This window comes from Kyrpidia spormannii (assembly GCF_002804065.1).
Classification (GTDB): Bacteria; Bacillota; Bacilli; order Kyrpidiales; family Kyrpidiaceae; genus Kyrpidia; species Kyrpidia spormannii.
On the sequence record NZ_CP024955.1, the window covers coordinates 995,247 to 1,018,548 of the forward strand.

The 23,302-nt window shown below is 59.7% G+C and carries 24 protein-coding genes, 1 pseudogene and 2 riboswitches; of the genes and pseudogenes, 19 read left to right on the forward strand and 6 right to left on the reverse strand.

Annotated elements, in window-relative coordinates:
• Positions 1 to 56: 56 nt before the first annotated feature.
• Together CVV65_RS04905 and CVV65_RS04910 are read right to left on the reverse strand one after the other, a co-directional pair.
• Complete coding sequence (locus CVV65_RS04905; RefSeq protein ID WP_100667195.1) at positions 57 to 1,283, reverse strand: aminotransferase class I/II-fold pyridoxal phosphate-dependent enzyme; 1,227 nt, start codon at positions 1,281 to 1,283, stop codon at positions 57 to 59.
• Positions 1,280 to 1,771: an Lrp/AsnC family transcriptional regulator gene (locus CVV65_RS04910; protein ID WP_100667196.1), complete on the reverse strand. Its 492-nt coding sequence runs from the start codon at positions 1,769 to 1,771 to the stop codon at positions 1,280 to 1,282. The genes CVV65_RS04905 and CVV65_RS04910 overlap by 4 nt, the downstream gene beginning before the upstream one ends.
• Before the next feature lie 213 nt (positions 1,772 to 1,984).
• Between CVV65_RS04910 and CVV65_RS04915 the strand changes: the two genes are divergently transcribed.
• The 13 genes from CVV65_RS04915 (at position 1,985) to CVV65_RS17075 (ending at position 12,405) form a co-directional block, all read left to right on the forward strand.
• Positions 1,985 to 3,121 (forward strand): GspE/PulE family protein, encoded by a 1,137-nt coding sequence (locus CVV65_RS04915; protein WP_100667197.1) that lies wholly within the window; start codon positions 1,985 to 1,987, stop codon positions 3,119 to 3,121.
• Positions 3,122 to 3,152: 31 nt separating this feature from the next.
• A complete protein-coding gene (locus CVV65_RS04920) occupies positions 3,153 to 4,178 on the forward strand; it encodes a type II secretion system F family protein (protein ID WP_198592131.1) in 1,026 nt (341 codons plus the stop codon).
• 1 nt (position 4,179) lies between these two features.
• Positions 4,180 to 4,563, forward strand: coding sequence for a competence type IV pilus major pilin ComGC (locus tag CVV65_RS04925; protein WP_100667199.1), 384 nt, complete (start codon positions 4,180 to 4,182; stop codon positions 4,561 to 4,563).
• Positions 4,493 to 5,002: a pilus assembly FimT family protein gene (locus CVV65_RS04930; protein WP_133121223.1), complete on the forward strand. Its 510-nt coding sequence runs from the start codon at positions 4,493 to 4,495 to the stop codon at positions 5,000 to 5,002. The genes CVV65_RS04925 and CVV65_RS04930 overlap by 71 nt, the downstream gene beginning before the upstream one ends.
• A gap of 10 nt (positions 5,003 to 5,012) precedes the next feature.
• The gene (locus CVV65_RS04935) at positions 5,013 to 5,351 is read left to right on the forward strand and encodes a hypothetical protein (protein ID WP_232796713.1); all 339 of its coding nucleotides are present in this window, start codon (positions 5,013 to 5,015) and stop codon (positions 5,349 to 5,351) included.
• Positions 5,344 to 5,832 carry a hypothetical protein gene (locus CVV65_RS04940; protein WP_100667202.1) on the forward strand — a complete coding sequence of 163 codons (489 nt, stop codon included), beginning with the start codon at positions 5,344 to 5,346 and terminating at the stop codon, positions 5,830 to 5,832. Before CVV65_RS04935 ends, CVV65_RS04940 begins: the two co-directional genes overlap by 8 nt.
• Positions 5,829 to 6,236: a hypothetical protein gene (locus CVV65_RS04945; RefSeq protein ID WP_100667203.1), complete on the forward strand. Its 408-nt coding sequence runs from the start codon at positions 5,829 to 5,831 to the stop codon at positions 6,234 to 6,236. The genes CVV65_RS04940 and CVV65_RS04945 overlap by 4 nt, the downstream gene beginning before the upstream one ends.
• Before the next feature lie 49 nt (positions 6,237 to 6,285).
• Positions 6,286 to 6,825, forward strand: a complete 540-nt coding sequence (locus CVV65_RS04950) for a shikimate kinase (protein WP_232796714.1) — start codon at positions 6,286 to 6,288, stop codon at positions 6,823 to 6,825.
• Between the two features lie 22 nt (positions 6,826 to 6,847).
• Positions 6,848 to 8,794: an asparagine synthase (glutamine-hydrolyzing) gene (gene asnB / locus CVV65_RS04955; RefSeq protein WP_100667204.1), complete on the forward strand. Its 1,947-nt coding sequence runs from the start codon at positions 6,848 to 6,850 to the stop codon at positions 8,792 to 8,794.
• A gap of 82 nt (positions 8,795 to 8,876) precedes the next feature.
• Entirely contained in the window at positions 8,877 to 9,338 is a 462-nt protein-coding gene (locus tag CVV65_RS04960) for an ACT domain-containing protein (protein WP_100667205.1), read from the forward strand.
• A 17-nt stretch (positions 9,339 to 9,355) separates the two neighbouring features.
• On the forward strand, positions 9,356 to 10,429 hold the full coding sequence (thrC, locus tag CVV65_RS04965) for a threonine synthase (RefSeq protein WP_100667206.1): 1,074 nt from the start codon (positions 9,356 to 9,358) through the stop codon (positions 10,427 to 10,429).
• A 40-nt stretch (positions 10,430 to 10,469) separates the two neighbouring features.
• Positions 10,470 to 11,408 carry a homoserine kinase gene (thrB, locus tag CVV65_RS04970; RefSeq protein ID WP_100667207.1) on the forward strand — a complete coding sequence of 313 codons (939 nt, stop codon included), beginning with the start codon at positions 10,470 to 10,472 and terminating at the stop codon, positions 11,406 to 11,408.
• Between the two features lie 22 nt (positions 11,409 to 11,430).
• A complete protein-coding gene (locus CVV65_RS17075; RefSeq protein WP_100667208.1) occupies positions 11,431 to 12,405 on the forward strand; it encodes an ATP-binding protein in 975 nt (324 codons plus the stop codon).
• A 94-nt stretch (positions 12,406 to 12,499) separates the two neighbouring features.
• On the opposite strand, the pseudogene CVV65_RS04980 reads toward CVV65_RS17075, so the two are convergent.
• Together CVV65_RS04980 and CVV65_RS04985 are read right to left on the reverse strand one after the other, a co-directional pair.
• A pseudogene (locus CVV65_RS04980) lies at positions 12,500 to 13,246 on the reverse strand (YqhG family protein); the annotation flags it as partial.
• A gap of 67 nt (positions 13,247 to 13,313) precedes the next feature.
• Positions 13,314 to 15,032: a DEAD/DEAH box helicase gene (locus tag CVV65_RS04985; protein ID WP_100669194.1), complete on the reverse strand. Its 1,719-nt coding sequence runs from the start codon at positions 15,030 to 15,032 to the stop codon at positions 13,314 to 13,316.
• A 134-nt stretch (positions 15,033 to 15,166) separates the two neighbouring features.
• Positions 15,167 to 15,268, forward strand: a riboswitch (glycine riboswitch).
• 2 nt (positions 15,269 to 15,270) lie between these two features.
• Positions 15,271 to 15,379, forward strand: a riboswitch (glycine riboswitch).
• Positions 15,380 to 15,443: 64 nt separating this feature from the next.
• Here CVV65_RS04985 and gcvT point away from each other — a divergent pair.
• From gcvT to gcvPB, 3 genes are read left to right on the forward strand one after another with little or no spacing between them, the layout of a single operon-like run.
• Positions 15,444 to 16,574 (forward strand): glycine cleavage system aminomethyltransferase GcvT, encoded by a 1,131-nt coding sequence (gcvT, locus tag CVV65_RS04990; protein ID WP_100669196.1) that lies wholly within the window; start codon positions 15,444 to 15,446, stop codon positions 16,572 to 16,574.
• Complete coding sequence (gene gcvPA, locus CVV65_RS04995; protein ID WP_100667210.1) at positions 16,571 to 17,926, forward strand: aminomethyl-transferring glycine dehydrogenase subunit GcvPA; 1,356 nt, start codon at positions 16,571 to 16,573, stop codon at positions 17,924 to 17,926. Before gcvT ends, gcvPA begins: the two co-directional genes overlap by 4 nt.
• 5 nt (positions 17,927 to 17,931) lie before the next feature.
• Positions 17,932 to 19,383 carry an aminomethyl-transferring glycine dehydrogenase subunit GcvPB gene (gene gcvPB / locus CVV65_RS05000; protein ID WP_100669198.1) on the forward strand — a complete coding sequence of 484 codons (1,452 nt, stop codon included), beginning with the start codon at positions 17,932 to 17,934 and terminating at the stop codon, positions 19,381 to 19,383.
• A 120-nt stretch (positions 19,384 to 19,503) separates the two neighbouring features.
• Here the strand turns inward: gcvPB and CVV65_RS16890 are convergent, their stop codons facing one another.
• Together CVV65_RS16890 and CVV65_RS05010 are read right to left on the reverse strand one after the other, a co-directional pair.
• Positions 19,504 to 20,268, reverse strand: a complete 765-nt coding sequence (locus tag CVV65_RS16890; RefSeq protein ID WP_198592132.1) for a hypothetical protein — start codon at positions 20,266 to 20,268, stop codon at positions 19,504 to 19,506.
• A gap of 58 nt (positions 20,269 to 20,326) precedes the next feature.
• Entirely contained in the window at positions 20,327 to 20,968 is a 642-nt protein-coding gene (locus tag CVV65_RS05010) for a histidine phosphatase family protein (RefSeq protein ID WP_157935384.1), read from the reverse strand.
• A gap of 228 nt (positions 20,969 to 21,196) precedes the next feature.
• Between CVV65_RS05010 and aroQ the strand changes: the two genes are divergently transcribed.
• The 3 genes from aroQ to efp are packed head-to-tail and all read left to right on the forward strand — an operon-like array spanning position 21,197 to position 23,288.
• Positions 21,197 to 21,655 (forward strand): type II 3-dehydroquinate dehydratase, encoded by a 459-nt coding sequence (gene aroQ, locus CVV65_RS05015; protein WP_100667212.1) that lies wholly within the window; start codon positions 21,197 to 21,199, stop codon positions 21,653 to 21,655.
• Entirely contained in the window at positions 21,648 to 22,715 is a 1,068-nt protein-coding gene (locus tag CVV65_RS05020; RefSeq protein ID WP_100667213.1) for a M24 family metallopeptidase, read from the forward strand. The genes aroQ and CVV65_RS05020 overlap by 8 nt, the downstream gene beginning before the upstream one ends.
• Positions 22,716 to 22,730: 15 nt before the next feature.
• The gene (gene efp / locus CVV65_RS05025; protein ID WP_013074770.1) at positions 22,731 to 23,288 is read left to right on the forward strand and encodes an elongation factor P; all 558 of its coding nucleotides are present in this window, start codon (positions 22,731 to 22,733) and stop codon (positions 23,286 to 23,288) included.
• Positions 23,289 to 23,302: the final 14 nt, after the last annotated feature.

The window sequence follows — 23,302 nt, forward strand, 5'->3', positions numbered from 1 at the left end:
CGGTTTTCCCCAGACGGGGCGACCGGGGAAAACCGCCCGTTTGATTTTCTTGCGCCCTATCGTCGGGCACCTCCCAGAGAACTCGGGGCGCGTCCTTCCCGCTCGGCGCGGATATCGTCGAGCTTCTCCAAAAACCGTTCCATTCGTTCGAAAGCCTCCAGCAATTGGTCAACACCGGTGGCGTACGAACAGCGAATGTGTCCCACACCCCCCGGACCGAATACCCGTCCCGGTACGACCGCCACCTTTTCTCGCTTTAGCAGTTCTTCGGCAAACACTTCGTCATCGAGGCCGGTTTCCTTCACCGACGGGAATGCGTAAAAGGCCCCTTCTGGTTCGTGACAAGAAAGGCCCATCCGCCGAAAAGCGCTCACCACCAGTCGTCGGCGTTCCTCGTATTGGGCCACCATTTCGTCCCGCTCCCGGGAAGCCTTGGTAAGGGCTTCCACCGCCGCCATTTGGCTCATGATCGGTGCGCAGAGAATAGTATACTGGTGGATTTTTACCATGGCGTCGATCCACGCCCTGGGGCCCGTGGCAAAACCGACTCGCCAGCCTGTCATGGCGTAGGCTTTGGACATCCCGGTTAACAGCATCGTGCGCTCCCGCACACCCGGTAACGATGGAAAACTGGTGTGTGGCAGGACGTAGCTCAGCTCAGCATAAATTTCGTCGCTGATGACGAGTAGGTCGTGTTTGAGCACCATGGCCCGGATCTGTTCCAGATCTCTCTCACCCAGGGTGGCGCCGGTGGGATTGTTCGGGTAGCTGAGCAACAACGCCTTTGTCCTCGGCGTGATGAACCGTTCGATGGTCGACGCCTTGAGCTTGAACTGGTCCTCCGCCCGGGTGGGGACGTACACCGGCGTTCCGCCGGCCAACTGGACGCAGGGACCATAGGACACATAACTGGGTTCCGGGATGAGGACTTCATCCCCCGGCGAAAGGATCGCCCGAAGCGCCGCGTCGATCCCCTCGCTGGCCCCCACCGTGACCAGGACTTCGGTGTCCGGGTTATACGAAACCCCGAATCGGTCTTCGAGATACCGGGCCACGGCCCGCCGAAGGGCTGGAAGCCCGCGGTTTGATGTGTAACTCGTATAACCCCTCTCCAACGCATCCACACAGGCGTCCCGGACTCGCCACGGCGTGACAAAGTCCGGTTCCCCCACTCCCAGGGAGATGACCCCTTGGGTGGTGGCGGCTAAATCGAAAAAACGTCGAATCCCCGACGGGGGAATGGCTCGCACCGTCGGTGAAAGGCGATCTTCAAAATCTGTCATGGGGTGATCACCAGCCGCTGATCCCCTTCCCGATCGTCGAAAATAACCCCGTCCTGTTTGTATTTTTTCAGGATAAAATGGGTGGTCGTCGACAGCACGTGTTCGAGGGTGGACAACTTTTCGGACACGAATCGGGCCACTTCTTTGATGGTTCGCCCCTCCACAACCACTGAAAGGTCGTAGGCCCCGGACATGAGATACACCGATTTGACTTCCGGAAAGCGATAGATGCGCTCGGCGATGGCGTCGAATCCGGCATCCCGCTGGGGGGTTACCTTGACATCGATCATCGCCGTCACCTGTTCGTACCCCGCTTTCTCCCAATGAATGACCGCGGAATAACCCTTGATAATGCCATTTTTCTCCAACTGATCGATGGCCGCCGCCACTTCGTTGCGGGACACGCCGAGCATATCGGCGATCGCTTGCTGGGGCAGGCGGCTGTTTTCCTGCAACAACTGTAAAATCCGCTTCACCAGTGAATCCATGGCAAACCTCCTGAGGTTGCGCCGGTATTGGACCCTATTATACCGCAGCCGGGCTGAATCGGCGATCTCCGTCGCCGGGGAAATCCCGGTCTCGAAGGTTTAATAAAGATTTTTTCAGATTCAGAAGGGCTCCAAAGGTTTGTTCGGCGCGGGGTCGAATCCACTGGGTACACCCGGCGGAGGGGGCCGGCGGAACCAGAAGGGGGGAAGGCTATGGAAGGCCAAGGGCCGGTGCAGGCACTTCAGCAGGTGCTGGAACGGGCCGTGGCGGGACGAGTGCCCGACGTTCACGTGGAGCCCGACGAGGCTGGTTGGCGGGTGCAATTTCGTCGAGAAGGCCGATTGTGGCGGGTGACGACCTGGAACGGCCGGATGGGGCAGGAGATCGTGCGGAGGGTGAAGTTGCTGTCTAGGATGGATATTGCTGAGAAGCGGATTCCGCAGGATGGCCAGCTCCAGCTTCCCGTAGGGGGGAACGTGTGTCACATGCGGGTGGCCACCTTGCCCACCGTAAAAGGGGAGCGTCTCGTGATTCGGATTCACCATGTGCGGACGGGGGAGGATCCATCGGAGTCAGACTTTGGGGACGATCCGGTTTGGCGGCGCTGGCTGGCGTGGACGGAGTCTGCTCACGGATTGCTGTTGATCGCTGGCCCCACTGGAAGCGGGAAGACGACGTCCTTGTACCGGGTGGTGAGACGGTGGGCGGCGGAACATCGGTGTGTGGTGACCTTGGAGGATCCAGTGGAACAGCATGTGGAGGGCGTTCACCAAGTGGAGGTTCAAACGGGTAGGGGTTGGACGTATCGCCGCCTTTTGCCAGCCTGTTTGCGCCAAGACCCCAACGCCGTGGCAATCGGTGAGATTCGCGACGAAGATGCCGCCCGGGCGGCGGTTCAGGCGGCCCTTGCCGGATGCCTGGTGGTGGCCACCGTTCACGGGGCGGGTCCTGCCGAAGTCTGGTCACGGTTTCGCCAGTGGGGGGTTCCTGAGGGCGAGTTGGAGAGTACGCTCCTGGCCATTCTCAGTCAGCGATTGGTGGGCAGGCTGTGTTCCCATTGCCGGCGAAGGTCCGGGACCGTTCGGGGGAGCGGGGGGCAGGCGGGATTCGCCTGGACGGCCATTGGATGTGATGCATGCCAAGGACGGGGAATCGCAGGGGTACTGCCGTTGTTTCATCTTTCGGAACAAGGTCGGGATCGGCCCTGGTCCAGTTCTCCAGATTGGGAGGAGAGCGCATGGCCGAGGATGATAAAGGGGGAGTTGGGTGAACCGTGGTGTGAGTCCTTGGTGGGCGGGATGGCCTCAGTTTCGATGGCGACTGCCTCGGTGGGGGCGGAGGAGAGATGACCCGCGGGTTCCCCTGAGGGATTGGGCGGAGTTGTGGACAGATTTGGCCTCGTATCTAAAAGCGGGGATACCCTTGGATGACGCCTTGGATGTTATAGCCGTCGCGCGGACTGGACCGTTGTCAACGCTTTTGCTGCAGTGGCGCGACGGGCTTCGGGAAGGTCGGTCCCTTTCGGAACTCTATGAAGAGGCGGGACAATATCTATTGTGGCTTCCATTGATCCGGGTAGGGGAGGCCACGGGAGAATGGGTCCAGATGATGACTGTCCTCGGTGGGCAGGCTGCTCAGTGGGACCGGCACTGGCGGGAGATGTGGCGGCAACTCACTTACCCGCTCTTCGTGACTGTGGCGGCGACGGGGGTATGTATCCTGTTTCTCGTGGTCGTACTGCCAAAGCTGAAAGATTTTTACCAACCCCTAGGCCTGGATCCCGGGATTGACCTGGAAGCGATTCGGTGGGCCGGGGGCGGCCTCGGCGCGCTGGCTGCCGCCGCTCTGGGACTCGCCCTATGGTTATGGGCCCCCGGACGTCGGCAAAGGCGGGGCAGAGAACTTTCCGCTCCAGTCCCGGAGGGTATGCAGGGCTACAGTTTGAGTCGACGATCGCCCCTACGGCGCTGCGCCCAGACGCTGGGGTTGTACGACGCCTTTACCTTCGAGTGGTCTTTTCTCGTCGGCACCATGCTGGCTGCCGGCGTGTCCTTAGAGGAAACACTGGCTCACCTGGGCGGATTGAGAACCCGGGTCTCCGGAGCGGCCCGATATGTGCGACAGCGGATGGCCGAAGGGGAGTCCCTTTCCGAGACCTTGGGGAGGTGGCCGCAGTGCACAGAAGAGTTGCGTCGGGTGGTGGAATTGGCACTGGGGACCGGCCAGATGGATAGGGCGTTACTTGTGTTGGCCGAGCGCATCGCGGCCAGACAAAGGAGGCGCACGGAATTATGGATCCGGTGGCTGGAGCCGGCTCTGACGGGAGTCATCGGTGTGTTGATTTTGGGGATTTTTGTCCTTCTCTACCTGCCGATCACGAAATTGATGGGGCGGGTGGTGTCGTAAGGTGACTTCGGAAGCAAAGACCCGGCGCAGACGCAAGCGGTCGTACCAGGGTGGTTTTACGTTGATTGAGTTGTTGGTGGCCGTGACCATTATTGGGGTTCTTATTTCCTTGGCGGTGCCCAATCTGCGGGCTGCAGGTGAGGCCGCGCAAAAGACGGGTTGCGAAAGTAACCAGCGGTTGCTTCGCATGGTCATCGTTCAGTGGGATCTGGTGCAGGATATCCCCTTGCCAGGGTCGTCGGAGGCAGCCCTTCAGGCTTTGGTTGACGCAAAGTTGTTGGAATCATCGCCCAAGTGTCCGGGGGGAGGTCATTATGAGATCAAGGAAGGGGCGGCCGGGACACCGGAGGTTTCCTGTTCGTTGCACGGTGTTTTGGGATTGTGAGAGAGCGAGGGGGTTTACTTTGCTCGAAGCGATGGCTGCACTGCTTCTCATAGGTGCGCTCTCCGCCGTTGCCATTCCGGGTATGGTGCGGTGGCTGGCGTACTGGGAATTAAGAGCTGCAGCGGAGCGGCTGACGGCAGATTTAAGGGAGTGCCAGAGCCGGGCCGAGGCGGAAGGCGTCTTCTATGAACTGAGATTTTGGAGGACTCGCCCGGATTACATGGTGTACCGCGGGGTGGAACACGTCAGAACGGTGGACAACAAATCCGGCATTGCGTACGCGACCGGCATTTTGCCCCTGCCGGACACCCATCTGCGCTTCAACCCCCGGGGCAGCGGGATTCAGGGCGGGACGATCTGGCTGTGCAACCGATTCGGAGATCGCATGGGCGCCCGGATCTACCCAGACAGTGGGGTGGTGATTTTCCTTGGGCCGTGACGGGTTCATAATGATGGAGGCGTTACTCGCCACCCTTTGCACCGTTCTTCTGATTGGTACGGCCGGGGCTTACACCCTGGCACTTTTGGCAGAATATCGGGACGCGCAACAATGGGCCATAGCCCGGAATCTGGCCCTTGAAGCCCGGGAGCGGCGGGTGGCTACCGGAGTGGCTGTCGGGGAAGTGGTGCAGAGGTCGGGGGTTCAGTACCTCGTCGCGTGGGAGGGTGCGCAGAGGTGGAATGAAGTTCTCGTTGCCCGACTGAAGGTCAGGTGGCACGGTATCCGCGGTGACCGGGAGCTGAGCTTCATCGAACCTGCCCCCGAAAGGCGGATTCCGCGTGAATAAAAAAGGTGTGCAGGGTTTTATTCTTCTGGAGACGGCGCTGGTTGCGGTGATGGCGGCTGTGATATGGATGACCTGGGCACAGTGGTGGGCCGCCGTCGCTTCCAGTGCGAATCGAATCGATGCAGGGATCGAAGGGGAAGAACAGTGGCGCCGACTGATGGTCCGGTTGTCCCGGGAGTTTCACGACGCGGATGAGGTTCGGGGCGGGGGAAGGAGGGTGGAATTTCGCGATGGGCGGGGAAAATGGATCTCCCTGCGGCTGGGCGACCATGGGCAGGTCCTTCAATCTGTGAACGGGGAGGGGGACGTCGTTCTGGCCAATGGAGTGAAACGCATCTGGTTTGTCGTGGAGCCCGGAGGGCTCACCGTTGAGACCTGGTGGGCGCGGCCCTGGGATCAGGAGCCGATGGTCGGTTTTCTCGCTTCGCGGCGCCTCCTCCCCGATGCGGGTTCCAGATCTGGAGAGGGTTCCGGACCGTGATACTGTCACGGGGGTGCGGTGGATGGATCCTTCCTGCGACGCTCGCCCTGGCCTTGGTGATGCAGATGGCCGTGTGGACATTGTTCGACAAAGTGCACGGCCATTTTGAGCGGATTGTGCGGCAGGTGCGAGCCGATCAGGCGGACCGATTGGCTGAGGTGGGATGGGAATGGGCCCTGGAGCAATTGCGTCAACACCCGGACTGGAGGGGGACGCAACAGTTGCCCTTGGACTTGGGGCGGGTGGAGGTCGCAGTCGCCGAGGAGCCCGGGCCGTTGATCGTGGTGGTTTCCCGGGGTCGTATTGGGGATGTCGTCCAGCGGTCTTTGCGGGTGGAGGTGGATCCAGGGAGTTTCGCAATTCGGAGTTGGCAAGAGGGGACGGATTTTGGCTCCGGTCCTTAAAGTGGATCGTGTGGTGTGGTAGGATAGATGCAATGAGGGAGGGGACGATTTGACCAACCTGTATCTCATCGGTTTCATGGGAAGTGGAAAAACCACGGTGGGGCGGCTGTTGGCCGAACGGCTCGGGTGGTCGTTTGCAGATACGGATGACGAGATCGTCCGCAAGGAAGGTATGGAGATCCCCGAGATTTTTGCAAAGGGAGGGGAATCGTTTTTCCGCGATCTCGAGCAGGCGACTTTGTTGGAACTATCCGGGCGCAGTGGGTGGGTCATCGCCACCGGAGGGGGGATCGTCCTTCGGGGGCGAAATGTGGAGATCATGAAAGCAAGCGGGAAAACGGTCTATCTCTCCGCCCGGGAGGACGTGTTGGTTGCGCGGTTGGTCGGCGACCCAGCGGTCCGGCCGCTGCTTGGCGGGGATTCCCGGATTGCCCGGGTGCACGAGCTTCTCCAGGAACGTCGAGGGATGTACGAGTGGGCGGACTTGACGATCGATACCAGCGATCAAACGGCACAAGCTGTCGCCGAAGCCATCGTGAATCACTTTAGCCTGGGCGAACCGGGCGGGCGTGCGGTTCGATTGGGATAAGCGGGAAGGTGAGGATGGGGTCATGTGCGGGATTTGTGGAATCGCGAACCGGGATGGAAATGTCGAGATGGAGACTCTTCGGCAGATGGCGGAACGGATCATTCACAGGGGACCGGATGATGAAGGATTCTACCTGGGGTCGGGGGTGGGGTTCGGATTCCGCCGTCTTTCCATCATCGACGTGGCTGGCGGACACCAACCCATGTCCAATGAGGACGGCTCGATCTGGGTGGTGTTTAACGGGGAGATCTATAATTACAAATGGCTTCGCCGCGAGCTCGTGGAGCGGGGACACCGGTTCCGCACGGACACCGATACTGAAGTTTTGGTGCATCTGTACGAAGAAGAAGGGCCAGATTTAGTCGGCAGACTCCGGGGCATGTTTGCCTTTGCGATTTGGGATGAGCCCCGGCGCACGTTGTTGTTGGCCAGGGATCATTTTGGGATCAAACCGCTGTACTATACTCTGACCCCCGAAGGACTTGTTTTTGCCTCGGAGATCAAAAGCCTCTTGGCGGCCCCCGGGATCGAAGCCCGGGTGAAGCCGGAATCGTTGTGGAACTATCTCACGTTCCAATACGTGCCCGACCCAGAGACGATGTTTGAGGGCATTAAGAAGTTGCCACCGGCGCACCGGCTGATTTGGCGGGATGGGGAAGCAAAGCTCGGAAGGTATTGGGAGGCGACTTTCGAACCGGAAGATCGACCGCTACCCGTTTTCGTGGACGAGGTCCGGGAGGTGTTGCGGGAGTCTGTCCGAGCGCATATGAACAGCGATGTGCCCCGGGGCGCTTTTCTTTCCAGTGGGGTTGACTCCAGTACCATCGTCGCCCTGTTGAAAGAACTTGAGCAGGTGAAAACCTTTACCGTGGGCTTTGAAGGGGCCGGCGGGATGAGCGAAATCGAGTATGCTCGGGAAACGGCGAGGATTCTCGGTACTGACCACCGAGATGTCGTGATCTCGGCGGATCGGTATGCGGAGGTTCTTCCCGATTTGGCTTATTACCAGGATGAGCCGGTCGCAGACCCCTCGGCGATCGCCCTCTACTTTGTAGCGGAGTTGGCCTCTTCCGACGTTGCGGTGGTACTTTCCGGGGAGGGGGCAGATGAATTATTCGGGGGATATACCATTTATCGAGAACCGCTGTCCCTGCGAATGTTTCATTTCTTGCCCGACGGAGTGCGCCGGGGCTTGGGAGAATGGGCCCGGGGATTGCCTTCGGGGATGAAGGGCCGGGGGTTTCTCCTTCGGGGGTCTCGCTTACTCTCCGACCGGTTTGTGGGGAACGCCAACATTTTTTCGGACAATGAGAAGCGGGCCTTTGTCAAGTGGACCCCCGATGGGGGATTCGCTGGCGTGAAAGTCGTGACTGAGCCGTTGTACGAGCGATTTGCCGACATGGATGAAGTCACCCAAATGCAGCTCGTAGACATTCATACCTGGCTTCCCGGTGACATTCTCATGAAAGCCGACAAGATGACGATGGCCAACTCCCTGGAGCTTCGGGTGCCTTTCTTGGATGTGCGGGTTTTCGATGTAGCTCGGCGCATTCCAACCTCGCTTCGCCTTTTGGAGGGCACCACCAAGTACGTGTTGCGGGAGGCTGTCCGGGACATTCTGCCCGAAGCGGTATCGAGACGCAAAAAGTTGGGTTTTCCGGTTCCGACCCGGCGCTGGTTGCGGGACGAGCTGTACGATTGGGCCAGGGAGCGCCTATCCGATAAGTCGGTCGATCAGTATTTTGATCGGGAATGGCTACTTGCCAGGCTTGAAGATCATCGGCTCGGGCGAGGGGACTACGCCCGGAAGCTGTGGACGGTTTTGATGTTTTTGCTTTGGCACGATATCTATATCTCGGGCCACGTAGCGGTGCAGCCCACGGTCCGGCCCGGTGTTTTGCGGCGGAGAGAGAGGCTCTTTGGCCAGGGGGCTGCTCAGGGGCAGCGATTGAAAAGCTACACTCCGTAACCGGCGATTGTCAACTTCAGCTCGCGATGTTATACTGTCTACCAGTAGAGGATTGCAATCCACCTACAGTAAACATCGCGGGGTGACGGGCGTGGGTGAAGGGAATCGCCGAAGATACTATCTGGTGGCGGAAGAGATCCTCCCGGAAGCCATGCTCAAAACGGTTCAGGTCAAGACCTTGCTTGCCAGCGGGGAAGTGGAGAGGGTTCACGATGCTGTCTCCCAGGTCGGTTTGAGCCGAAGTGCTTTTTATAAGTACCGTGACCTGGTGCATCTGTACGATGAAGAAGGGCGGGAGCATGTGGTGACCCTGTCGCTCATTCTTGAGCATCGCACGGGGGTCCTTTCTGTCGTATTGGACGCCATTGCCCGGGCTGGGGGAAACGTTCTTACTATCAATCAGGGTATGCCGGTGCACCAAGCCGCTCTGGTGACGGTGATGGTGGACGTTTCCGACATGACCAACCCCGTCGACGCCTTGGTGAAGACCTTGATCGGGATGACCGGGGTCCGCCGGGCGGAAATTGTCGGTTACAGTCAGTGAAGGAGGAGGGTCACACCATGTGGCGGGGTGTCGTGGAGGAGTACCGAGAGTTCTTGCCCGTGGGGCCGGACACGGAGCCGGTCAGCCTACAAGAAGGCAATACACCGCTCATCTATGCCCGACAACTGTCCGAGCGCACCGGCCTCGAGATTTGGCTAAAGTACGAAGGCCTTAATCCCACAGGTTCGTTTAAAGACCGCGGGATGGCCATGGCGGTGACAAAGGCGAAAGAGGACGGAGCCAAGGTGTTAATTTGCGCTTCCACGGGGAATACATCGGCGTCAGCCGCCGCCTATGCGGCCCGGGCGGGAATGCGCGCGGTGGTGGTAATCCCGGATGGAAAGATCGCGCAAGGAAAACTGGCCCAGGCGTATATGTATGGAGCCCAGGTCGTCGCAGTCCGGGGGAATTTTGACCAGGCATTGGCGATCGTTCGACATCTAGCCGAGACCCACCCGGTGACTTTGGTGAACTCCGTCAACCCTTTTCGGATTGAGGGCCAGAAAACGGCGGCCTTCGAGATTTGCGACGAACTGGGGGAAGCCCCGGACGTGCTTGCGATTCCAGTGGGTAATGCCGGTAACATTACCGCTTATTGGAAAGGGTTTGTCGAGTATCACCTTCATCGGCGTACCCGGCATCGCCCGCGTATGTTTGGTTTCGAGGCTGAAGGAGCGGCGGCCATCGTACAAGGTAAAGCGATTGCTCACCCGGAAACGATTGCCACAGCCATACGAATTGGGAATCCTGCGAGCTGGAACGGGGCGGTGGAGGCGGTGGAGCAGTCTGGCGGGATGATGGGCGCAGTAACGGATGAGGAGATTCTCGAGGCTTACCGATGGGTGGCTCGGGAAGGGATCTTCTGTGAGCCCGCTTCCGCCGCCTCGGTGGCGGGACTGGTCAAAGCCCGAGCCGAGGGCCGGCTGGAAAAGGGAATGACGGCCGTCTGCGTCTTGACCGGCAACGGGCTCAAGGATCCGGATACAGCGTTGCTGCACGCCCCTGGACGGGCAGAGGGCCCGCAGGTGGTGGAGGCCACCGAAGAAGCGGTGGCCGATGCGATGATGGGTTCGGAAGCGCTTCGGTCGTGAGCTTGGGGATGAGATTTTGGAGAGAAATGGGGGACCCCTCGTGGCGGTAAAGGTTCGAGTGCCGGCCACCACGGCGAATCTCGGCCCGGGATTCGACAGTTTGGGCATGGCGTTGCAGCTTTATAATGAGATCGAACTCGAGATTATGGATCAGGGATTGCAATTTGAAGTTACCGGCGCCGGCGCGGACATGATTCCGGCGACTTCTGAAAACGTGATCTATAAAGCGGTGCAGTACGTGTTTGATCAACTCGGCAGACGAAGACCAGGATTGAAGTTGCGGGCTCACAATGCGGTCCCGGTGACCCGGGGGCTGGGCAGCAGTGCCACGGCTATTGTGGGTGGGTTGGCGGCGGCCAACGAACTGTGCGGGCGGCCGCTGTCCGCGGATGATCTGCTAGAGTTGGCGGTGGCCATGGAAGGGCATCCTGACAACGTCGCCGCCGCGCTTTTCGGCGGGATCGTCGTGTCCGGGAAGACCGGGGAAAAAACGCGGTACGTCAAATTACCGGTACCCCAAGATCTCGTTTGCGTTGTCGTCGTGCCTGAAGTACCCCTGGCCACGAAAGATTCCCGGAAAGTGCTTCCGACCTCGGTGCCCTTTTCCGATGCCGTCCACAACGTGAACCGGGTGGGTCTGTTGGTCGGGGCCCTTGCCACGGGGGATCTAGAAACGGCTGGGGCGGCCATGGATGATGTGCTACACGAACCTTACCGAATGTCTCTCATCCCCGGCATGGATGCCGCCGCGGATGCGGGTCGGAAAGCCGGAGCTTTGGGCGTGGCATTGAGCGGTTCCGGGCCTTCCTTGATTGCCTTCTGCCGGGCTGGAGACGAAGAGCCAGTGGGTCCCGCCATGACTCAGGCCTGGGCGGGGGCAGGGCTGGCGGCCCATTCGATGGTTTTGCGACCCGATTTGCGAGGGGCGCAGGTGATCGATATCGACGCATCGGCGTCTCTTCAACCGTTGACTCGGTGAATGTTAGGGGAGGGACGGCCATATGGAGTCCATCGGATCGCTGGCCAGTCTGGCGGCGTTACGGCGCCCGGGGGCAAAGACCGACCCTTCTTTCTTTTATGAGCGAATTCCCCAACTCCGCGAACTCGGACTAAAGCCCCGGGCGGTGATTCGGGGCAGTGGCTTATTGTTTGCCTACTTGCAACAGCAGGAGATCTGCGGCAAGTGTCGGGGTTACGAACAGTGTGGCAAGCAGGGAGACGCCCGGGGCATGTTCGACCAACTGGAAGTTTACCAGGGCGAGATTACCGTTCGAACCGGGTATTGCCGTCCGTATCAAGAGTGGTTGGAAAGACGCCGCTTAAAAGAGCTGGAGGCGTTCTCGGGCAAGACTGAGGCGGACGGCCGCTTTACCTTCGAGAATTTTCCCGAGGAGCAAAAGCGCCGGTTCCCGGACTTGTACAAAGCGGCGGTGGAGTTTGCCGAGACGGCGGAACCCGGGGTGCCGATGAAGGGCCTGTACATCTTTGGGCCGCCGGGGGTGGGGAAAACACATCTTCTCCTGGCGATCGTCAATCGCCTGGAGGAAAGGCGGGTCCCGACGCTCTTTGTCCGGGCGGACATGATTTTTGACCGCCTCCGCAGCCGCATTGCGTCTGGGCAGGATGTGGAACCCATCGTGGAGGCGTATTGCCGGGTGCCGGTGCTCGCCATCGATGAGTTTGCCCAGGAGCGGCCGAGTGACTTTACACTGGAGAAGATGTTTCGGATTATCAATACTCGTTTTACCACCGCTCGGCCGACGTTATTTACGAGCAATTATCCACCTCCGGAGATCTACGGGCGGGTAGCCCGGGAGCTGGAAGTTCTTGTGGACGTAATGCGAAGCCGCATTGTGCAGATGAATCGGCACGGACACTTGGACGGTCCCGATGCCCGGCTCCGGCAGATTGACTGGCTCGGACCGAGGCTGGAAGAAACGCCCCCTCCTTCTCCCACATATCCACCGGACGAGTGAGCGAAGCCGATCGCCGGTTGTCGAACCAGATGAGCATCGAGGCGGGGGTGAGGAAAAGCAAAGCCCATTGAAGAGGATCAGCTAGGATACGCGGGGCGAGACGCCATTTCAGTTCCTCCCGGCGGATAGCCCACTCTGCTTCCAAAGTGCGACGATCCTCCTCCCGTTCCCGAAGAATCTGTTGAAAATACAGGGCCAGGCGCTGCTCTTCTTCCCGAAGCCTCTCCAGGGCTTCCTCGGCCCAGCGGTGATCCTCGTGGCTAAGATGAAGGCGCAGGGCGGCCTGGAGAAGACCTGTGGCTTCTGGCCAGTCGATTCGGGCTTTCTCAAAATGTCGAGCCGAAGGAGTGTCAGAAAGTTGCACCGGTGGCAAAGAGGCGTCCGTGCGGATGGTGACCCGCCCCTCCACCAAGTCTACGGCGGCGGCCAATAACCGATCTTTTCGCCGGTCCGAGACATACGAGATTTTCCAATACACCAAGAGGACCGGCCGGAGTAAGATGTCCGGACGGCTCACCTCAAACTGGCGTACATAGCGTCCCCGGCGACATACCGATTCGTACATTCGCTGCAGACGAAAACTTCCAGGGGCCAACCATTCGGCCGTTTCGTCCTCTTCCTCGGTGGCCTCAGGGTCGAAAATGAACGTGTAGGTCGGCGGCTCCACCTCCTGGCCGGTGGCTTCCACCCACATCCAATAATATGGCCGGTCGGTGAGCTCTTTGTCGATCTCGATGGGCACGCGTACGGCAAGGCGCGTATCGCTGTCTTCGATGAGGGTTGCGCCGGTGTGGATGAAGTAGCTTCTCGCGAAGGTGCGGATGGCTTCGATGTTTTCCATGGACTCCCTCCAGGCGGCCGCCCCAGGGGCGTATTGTGTGGCGGAACTCTCGGGTTACAGGCGTCCTCTAGATCAAACCGGGCAGTTCCACGCCCTCTGTCGCGCGTTCCCGGGCCCATTCGGCCTTCGCCGACTCAAAAGCGTGGTTGAACTCGTCCATTTTTTCCCGAAGCCGATCCGGATGTTCAGCATCCATAATCCAGCGAATGACTTGTCGCTCAAAGTCGTCGGCGGATAAGCGCATTTTGCCGAGAATCAGGTCGAGTTCGCCAATGACCAGTTCAAAGAGGCGAATTTTTTCTTGGAGCAATTCAACGATATATTGTTCAATGGTATCGGCCGTGGCCAGGTTGTGGATGAACACATCCCGGGTTTGGCCCAAACGGTGAACCCGGCCGATGCGCTGTTCAACCCGCATGGGGTTCCAGGGCAGGTCAAAATTGATGATCTGGTTACAGAACTGGAGGTTAAGCCCTTCACCCCCCGCTTCGGTGGCGACCATCACCTGGGCCCTTTTCGAAAAGATGTCTTTCATCCAGTCCTTTTTCCCGCGTTGGAATCCGCCGCGAAAGGGCACGGCCGGGATGCCTCGCCGTTTCATCATGTAAAGAAGAAAATCTTGGCTAGCTCGATACTCGGTGAACACGATCACTTTGTCATGGATCTGGTTCACCAAGTCGATGGTGGTTTCCACTTTCGTGTAAGCGGGGATTCGAGCCCCGAGTTCGCACAGTTCCAGCAACCGGGCTCGAAAGCCCGCAGGATGGACCTCATCCTTTGCCATGCGTTCCAGGGTGTTCAAGGCCGCGTACGGCGAACTGCACATTTCCCGTTGTAGGGTGATCAAATGAAGGACATTTTGGGATGTGTCGATGCGCCGACGGTACTCTTCCCGAATGAAGGCGGTGACGGCCTCGTAAAAAACGCGCTCCTCCGGAGACAGTTGCAACGGGACTTGGCGCACGTACCGTTTGGTGAACTCGACATTGCCTTCGCTTCGTTTATTCCGAATCATCACTGCATCGAGGGCTTTGCGCAGTCCGGCCGGATTTTTTGGCGTTCGCTTATCTTCGACGAAATTGCGGCAGAACTCCCGGAAGCTCCCCAGCTGTCCCGGTTTTAATAGGGTGATCAGGTTGTACAGTTCCCGCAGGTCATTTTGAATCGGCGTGGCAGTGAGCAATAAACAATATTTTTTCTGCAACTGATTGACGAGTTGCCAGTTTTTCGTTTTGCGGTTCTTGAGCTTGTGGGCCTCGTCGACGATGACCATGTCCCAGGGTTGGCTCAGAACAGCCTGGCGATGGGGGTCCCGCTTGGTGGTATCAATGGAAGCGACCAAAATATTGTAGGTGGACCAAGACCATTCGTTTCTTTGGGCGAAGGCGGGAATGTTGAATTTTTCGTTCAATTCCCGTGTCCACTGCAGCACGAGGGATGCGGGGACGAGGATTAAGGCTTTCTGCACAAGACCACGAATTAGATATTCCTTCAGAACCAGTGCTGCCTCGATCGTTTTACCTAGGCCCACTTCATCGGCGAGGATCGCCCGACCGCGAAATTCTCGAAGCACTCGCTCAGCGGTGCGGAGTTGGTGCGGATAGGGAATGACTGCGGGCAGTTGTTCGATGCAGGTTAAACGGTCAAAATCCTCGGTCAACTGCCGCCGGTGTGCTTCCAGGGCCAATTGAAACATGGCCCAAGAGTCCCAGCGATCCTCCCGGACCCGGGTCACGAACTCGTCAAAGGCGGATTCATTGAATTCCACCTCCGGCAGGTGATTCACGATCCATCCCCCCAAGACATGACAGCCTTAGTGTGTGTCCATTCTCTTTTTTTTACGCACGGCGGAAAACTGGTGGCGCCTGGCCCCGATCTTCGGTAATATGAAGAATATCCAACCAAATGATGCGATGTCGGATGAAGGGTGCGGGAGAGGGTGCTGATGCACCGCCGAAGGAGCAAGGGGAGGATTCCCGATCCTCCCGCGAAACTCTCAGGCAAAAGTACCGCATCCGGACGAGTCTCTGGAGAGTGCCCCGGCGATGGTCGGGGCCACCAAAGGGGTAACCTGGACGGCCGGCGAATGGACCGGCGGCCATCCGGGCATGCTCTCAGGTTGAAGGACAGAGAGACGGGGATGGGAAACCTCGTCTCTTTGTCATTTTTTGCTTTCGGTGAAACGGGAGGGAGCACGATGGGCAAGCGGACACCGATCTACCCGGCCCATGAGGCGATGGGGGCAAAAATCATCGAGTTCGGCGGCTGGGATATGCCGGTCCAGTACGCGGGGATCCTGGAAGAACACCGGGGTGTGCGCACCCGGGCCGGGCTGTTCGATGTTTCCCACATGGGCGAATTCGAAATCTCCGGGCCAGAAAGTACGCCTTTTCTTCAGCGGATGGTCACCGGAAATGTCGCCGCCCTTTCGCCGGGCCGGGCCATGTACACGATGATGTGCCTGCCCAGCGGCGGCACGGTGGACGATCTGTTGGTCTACCGACTGGATGCAGATCGCTACATGCTGGTGGTCAATGCGGCCAACACGGCCAAAGATTTGGCCTGGCTGCAGGAGCATCGCCTTCCGGGCGTCGAAATCGCCGATCGTACCGAGGAGACCGCTCTTCTCGCCCTGCAGGGCCCCGAGGCTGTGGCGGTTCTGCGGGCGGCGAAAGGGGATGGCGAGAGTCTGAAACCCTTTCGGGCCGAGGTGGGATCGGTGGCCGGGGTACAGGGCCTGATTTCCCGCACGGGGTATACGGGGGAAGATGGTTTTGAGCTGTATGTCCCCGCTGACCGAGGGCTGGAACTATGGGACCGACTGCTGGAGATCGGAGGGCCCATTGGCCTCATCCCCGCAGGGCTGGGCGCCCGGGATACTCTTCGGCTAGAGGCGGCGCTGCCGCTTTATGGCCACGAACTAACCGAAGAGATCACGCCCTTGGAAGCCGGCCTCGAGGCGTTTGTCAAATGGGACGCCGGGGATTTTATCGGCCGAGACGCCCTGCTGTCCCAACTGGAGAGGGGGGTGACCCGGCGGCTCGTAGGTCTTGTTATGGTGGACCGGGGCATTCCCCGGTCGGGTTATGCCGTGAAGTCTGGGGGACGGGAAATCGGCTGGGTGACCAGCGGGTCTTTTGGGCCCACTGTACAGCGCAACATCGGACTGGCCATGGTGGAGGAGGAATTCGCTTCGCCCGGTCAGGCCCTGGACGTGGTAGTGCGAGGGAGATCCCTGGCCGCCACGGTGGTGGAAAAGCCCTTTTATAAAAGAGCGCGGTCGTCGGCGAAGGGAGCCGGCGCACCGGGATTGGGGGGAGTGCAGTGAATGCGTGGAGTTACTTGCCGCACACAGAAGAAGACCGGCGGCGCATGATGGCGGTGCTCGGGATCTCCGACATTGAGGAACTTTTTGACGACATTCCGGAAGAAGTGCGATTTCGCGGGGCTTTGCAGGTTCCGGAGCGCCTGTCGGAAGTGGAGTTGGATCGGCATATGACCGAGTTGGTCGGGGAGAATCGACCGGCTGCTGAGATGGCCTGTTTTCTCGGAGCCGGTGCCTACGATCACCACGTTCCTGCGGTGGTGGATGCAATTATCGGTCGCAGCGAATTTTACACCTCCTATACTCCCTATCAACCCGAGATCAGCCAAGGGATCCTCCAGGCGATTTTTGAGTATCAAACCATGGTCTGCGAGTTGCTAGGCATGGAGGTTTCGAATGCTTCGATGTACGACGGCGCCTCGGCCACCGCCGAGGCGGCGCTGGCCGCCTGCGCGGCAACCCGCCGGAGCCGGGTGTGGGTGTCCGACCTCCTCAACCCCGCGTATCGCCGAGTGATCCGCACCTATTGTGAGGCGCAGGATGTAGAAGTGGTGGCGTGGCGGGATACCGATGGCCGCTCATCGGCGGCAGCCTTAAACGAGCTTGATGAATCGGTGGCGGCGGTGGTGGTCCAGTACCCCAATTTTCTCGGGATTGTGGAGCCCCTTCGCGACTTTGCCCGGCGGGCCCACGAGGTCGGGGCGCTGCTCATCGTCGCCGCCTATCCCGTCGCCCTAGGCGTTTTGGAGTCGCCGGGCGCGTGCGGAGCGGACATCGCCGTGGCCGAGGGGCAGCCCCTCGGGAACCCTCTTTCCTTCGGAGGGCCGTATCTTGGTCTCATGGCCTCCTCCCGGGCGCTGATGCGCCGCCTGCCCGGCCGGATCGTGGGACAAACGGTGGATACCCGTGGACACCGGGGTTTCGTCCTGACCCTCCAGGCCCGGGAGCAGCACATTCGCCGGGAAAAAGCGACATCGAATATTTGCTCCAACCAAGCCTTGAATGCCTTGGCGGCAACCGTTTACCTGGCGGCCTTGGGGCCCGGTGGCTTGGCCGATCTCGCCGGGTTAAATCTACAAAAAGCCCACTATCTGTTCAACCGCTTGACGGGGATCCCCGGCGTCGAGCCCCTCATCCCCGGGGCGCCCTTCTTCAACGAGTTTGCCCTGCGCCTACCCGTGGATCCGGCGAAGGTGAACCGGGTGTTGTTGCAACAAGGGATCTTGGGGGGCCTGGATCTTGGTGAGTACCGGACAGACTGGCGGGGAGGCTGGCTTTTGGCAGTGACAGAAAAGCGGACCCGGGCGGAAATGGACCGTTTGGTGGATGCGGTGAAAGAGGGGGTTCGATCGTGACCGACATGCAGTTGATTTTTGAAAAATCCCGGCCCGGACGGCGGGGGGTGGACCTCCCGGCCTGCGACGTGCCCGAGGTGGATCTGGCAGACGCGCTGCCCGGGGACTATCTGCGGCAGGTCCCGCCCGGGCTCCCAGAAGTGAGTGAACCCGATGTGATTCGCCATTACACGGCACTTTCCCGGCGCAATCACGGGGTGGATCTCGGTTTTTATCCTTTGGGTTCTTGTACGATGAAATACAATCCAAAACGAAATGAACAGTTTGCCCGAATGTCTGGTTTTGCCGGCCTTCACCCACTCCAGCCGGTTGAAACGGTTCAAGGAGCCCTAAAACTCATGGCTGCGCTGCAAGAAGCCTTGGCGGCGGTAACGGGCATGGACGCGGTGAGTCTCCAGCCTGCGGCCGGCGCCCAGGGTGAATGGACGGGGTTGATGATGATCCGGGCCTATCACCGGTCCCGGGGAGAAGACCGGACGACGGTGATCATCCCCGATTCCGCCCACGGAACGAATCCCGCCAGTGCGGCGATGGCCGGTTTTCGGGTGGTGACGGTGCCGTCGAATGACCGGGGAGGGGTCGATCTCCGGGCCCTGGAGCGCGTGCTCGGCGGGGACACAGCGGCTCTCATGTTGACCAATCCTAATACCTTGGGCCTTTTTGAGGAACAGATTGTTGAGATTGCCGAACGGGTACACGCGGCCGGGGGACTCCTCTATTATGACGGGGCCAATGCGAACGCCATCCTCGGGAAAGCGAGGCCCGGGGATATGGGCTTCGATGTGGTTCACATGAACCTGCACAAAACCTTTTCCACGCCCCACGGCGGCGGCGGCCCCGGGGCGGGCCCCGTAGGCGTGAAGGCATTCTTGGAACCTTTTTTGCCATCTCCGGTGATCCGGCGGGAAGGGGGCCGGGTGGTGCTGGACGACCATCGCCCCCAGAGCATCGGGAGGGTGCACTCGTTTTACGGGAACTTCGGGGTGTTGGTTCGGGCTTACGCCTACCTCAGGGCGATGGGACCCGAGGGTCTGCGGCGGGTGTCCGAGGACGCGGTGCTCAGTGCGAACTATTTGATGAGGCGATTGGCGCCGTACTTTGAGTTGCCTTACGGTCGGACCTGCAAACACGAATTCGTCCTTTCCGGAGCCCGGCAAAAACGCCAAGGCGTGCGAACGTTGGATATGGCGAAGCGGCTGATCGATTTCGGGTTTCACCCGCCCACGGTGTATTTTCCGTTAATCGTAGAAGAAGCCTTGATGATCGAGCCGACGGAAACCGAAAGTCTAGAGACGCTGGATGCTTTTGTCGACGCGTGGGTTCAAATCGCCGAAGAGGTGAAATCCGATCCTGAAAAGGTGCGTTCAGCCCCGCATACGACGGTGGTTTCCCGTTTGGACGAAACCCGGGCGGCCCGTGCGCCGGTGCTGCGTTGGACGGGCGAGCCATCCTCCTAGACCGTGGGCTTTGTAAAATACCACGAGGGGCCTCGAAAAAAGGCCCCTCTTGAGTGGTGTCGACGCGGTCTAGGTGCCCCGGGGCACCTCGATCCGCCGGTCCGGGTGCGCCGCTGAATTTCAGTTGGCCCGCTGGGCGGCTTGCATCACTTGATTCACGCCAGTTCCTTGACCATAGTATCCTTGGGTATAACCCGCCTGACTCGCCTGGCCTTGGCGTTGCCAATTCCCAGCTTCCCCCTGGCCTCGGTCGGCTTGAAGAACTTGTTGCACGGCGGTCTGATTGACACCCTGGGCAGCCTGGGAGTATCCGGCCGCTTGAGCGCCCTGGCCCCCGGCTTGCCAGGTTTGGCCGCCAGTTTGCCCGGCTGCCGAACCGTACCAGCCGGCGGGTTGGTTCTGATTGGACCCCGGCTGCCGGTCCGCCTGGAGGACTTGGGAGATGGCGGCGGTGTTGACGCCTCCCCCCTGTATGCCAGCGGACTGGGCGCCGGATACCGGTGTCGGGCGGTACCAAGGACCCGTAAACGGGTTTCGATCCGCCTGCATGACTTGCTGTAAGGTTCCGCCGGGGATATCCGGACGGCTTAACCCCTGGGCCGGACCATAGGGGGCGGTGTATGACACCGACTGCATGGGGGCGATGCCGGCTCCCGACACAGCCCCGGTCTGGGCAGTGGCCGCCAGTCCTTGTTCGATCTGGGCACACAATTGCTGAATCTGGCGAAGTTCTCTCGCAGCGTTGGATTCGAGCTGGGACATGTTCTGAAAGGTATCTTGGCCGAACTGATTCAATTGTGCGGCATTCTGCTGTTCCTGGGCAATGAGCCGGTTGCACAGGTCCTGGGCTTGTCGGGCGGCCTGCTGGAGTTGCTGAACGTTCATCGTTGGTCGTTCACCTCCAAGGCTTGGGCTAAAATTTGGCCGTGTCGCCGTGTTTAGGTTAAACGACATCCCCTTGGCTTATTCGCGGTTCCACGAGGTGAGAAATGTCGTTCGCGACGAGAAGCCGCCACTTGTCCCCCTCCTGGTGCAACACGGTGATGCTCGTGTTGTCGATGGGAGATTTTAGATCCCAATTGGGGAACAGGCGGCCGAGCAGGGCGCGAATCCAGCCGCCGTGGCTGACGACGATAAGGCGGGACCCCTTGTGTCGAGCCGTCATGTCAGCCAGGGCTTCCTGGGCGCGGTCGGCCATCCTCTCCCAGGGTTCTACACCGGAGTGCTCGTGTTCCCAACCGTGCCCCACCAAATGCGGGTAACGCTGGGCGATTTCCGTCCGAGTCAACCCTTCCAACTGCCCATAACTGCGTTCCCGCAGGCGCGGATCAGTTACAAAATTGATCCCGCATGCCTTGGCAATCACCTCTGCGGTGTATCTGGCCCGCATGAGATCGCTGCTGTACACGGCATCCCAGTGCCCTTCGGCAAGACGTCGGGCCACAGCCTCCGCCTGTTGTTGGCCGAGGTCGGTCAAGGGGACGTCCCGGTGGCCCTGCAGGCGCTGTTCTCGATTCCATGCCGTTTCCCCATGGCGCACCAGGCAAATCTGGGTGAATGCCACCGGGCCTTCAGTTTCAGGCATAAGTCTCCATCCTTTCGTTCGTGGGGGTTGCCATGGTTTTTGGCACCGATCCGTTTCGAGTATACAACGAAAGGGGGCCATCGGTGCACGATTCCCCGGCTCCAGGTTGGGTCCCGGTCGAGAGGGGATATACCGTGACCCTTCGGGTGGCGTCGTTGTGTTCGCCAGGCGGAGAATGATAAAATGACGAAAGACTTAGGATCGTCGGAGATGGGGTGAAGGCGGAGGGTGTACAGGTTCTTGGTGTTGCACGGACCGAATCTCGGGACGTTGGGGCTGCGGGAGCCGGAGATCTATGGACGGAAAACCTTGCAGGAGATCGACGAGGATTTACAAGCCTGGGCCCGGGGGCGGGGCTGCGAGATCGAGTCCTTTCAGTCGAATTGGGAGGGTGCGCTGATCGATCGGATTCATCAAGCCCGGGGACAGTTTGACGGCATTGTCATCAATCCCGGCGCGCTGACCCATTACAGCATCGCACTCCGGGACGCATTGGCGGCGGTGCCCCTGCCGGCGGTGGAGGTACATTTGAGCAACGTTCATGCCAGGGAGTCCTTTCGGCACCATTCGGTAATATCGCCAGTGGTTAAAGGGGTGATCGCGGGGCTGGGGGACTTGGGTTATCGACTGGCCCTGGAGGCCTTACTTGAGGCGTGCAAAGGAGGAGGGGAACGAGAAGGTGCGTGAACGCATTGAACGGGTCCGGAAGGAGTTGGAAGCTCGTCAGCTGGACGCGCTGTTTGTGGCCGACCCCGATAATCGCCGGTATCTGAGCGGGTTTACGGGAACTTCGGGGTACGTCGTGGTCGGCCGGGAAGAGGGCGTGTTCCTGACGGATTTTCGTTATGTGGAACAGGCGCAAACCCAGGTCCAGGGACTCCGGGTGGTCCGGCACGGCGCGCAGATGGTGGAAACCTTAAGCGAGGTCTTGAAGGAATGGGGAGTTCAAGTCCTGGGATTTGAACAGGAGCATATGACGGTAGGCACCTGGGAGCGCCTGAAAACCGCTCTGGATCCGATCCGTTTAGAGGGGACGTCGGGGCTGGTGGAAGAGCTTCGGATGGTCAAGGACGACCATGAGCTGGTCAAAATCCGAAAGGCGGCCGCCATTGCGGACCAGGCGTTTCGAACGGTGTTGGATCACGTCCGGCCCGGGGTTCGGGAGTTGGATCTGGCCCGGGTTTTGGAACGGACGATGGAGGATCTCGGAGCTGAAGGGCCTTCCTTCGAGACCATTGTCGCATCGGGACATCGATCGGCTCTCCCTCACGGGGTGGCAAGCCAAAAAACTTTGGAGATCGGCGACCTCGTCACCTTTGATTTTGGTTGTGTTTACGAGGGATATTGTTCCGACCTGACCCGGACGGTGGCGGTGGGGCGGGTAGATGACCAGCGGCGCCGGATCTATGAGGTGGTTCTGGAGGCTCAGCAGAGGGCCTTGCAGGATCTTCGCCCGGGTATGACGGGTCGGGAGGCGGACGCCCTGGCCCGAAGGGTGATCGAAGATGCCGGGTATGGTGAAGCCTTTGGGCATTCCCTCGGACACGGCGTGGGCTTGGCCATCCATGAGAATCCCCGTTTGGCGGCACAAAGTGAAGAGGTGCTCCGGCCGGGGATGGTGGTGACGGTTGAACCCGGGATTTATTTGCCCGGGGTGGGGGGGGTCCGGATTGAGGACGATGTGGTGATGACCGCAGAAGGATGTACGCGGCTCACCTTCTCCCCAAAAGAACTTTTGATTTTGTAGAAAGGGGATTGGCGAATGATTTCCAGCAACGACTTCCGTCCCGGGGTGACCATCGAAGTGGACGGGGAGATTTGGCAAGTGATCGAATTTATGCATGTCAAACCGGGGAAAGGCTCCGCTTTTGTGCGCACGAAATTGAAAAACGTAAAAACCGGCGCGGTGAAAGAGACCACATTCCGGGCTGGAGAAAAAGTGCAGGAAGCCCGGGTGGAGACCCGGGAGATGCAGTACCTGTACAATGATGGCGATTCGTACACTTTCATGGATACCGAGACCTATGAACAGCTTTCCATTCCGGCGGCTCAACTCGAGCGGGAAACCAAATTTCTGAAGGAGAACATGAATTGTTACGTGATGTTGCATGAAGGGACGCCTATCGGGGTGGAGTTGCCCAACACCGTGGTTTTGGAAGTGGTGGCGACAGACCCGGGGATTAAGGGGGATACGGCGTCCGGGGGGAGTAAACCCGCCACCCTGGAGACTGGTTTGGTGGTCCAGGTGCCCTTTTTCATCAACGTGGGGGATAAGCTGGTGATCGATACCCGGCGGGGAGAGTACGTGTCCCGGGCCTGAAGATTCCCGGGGCG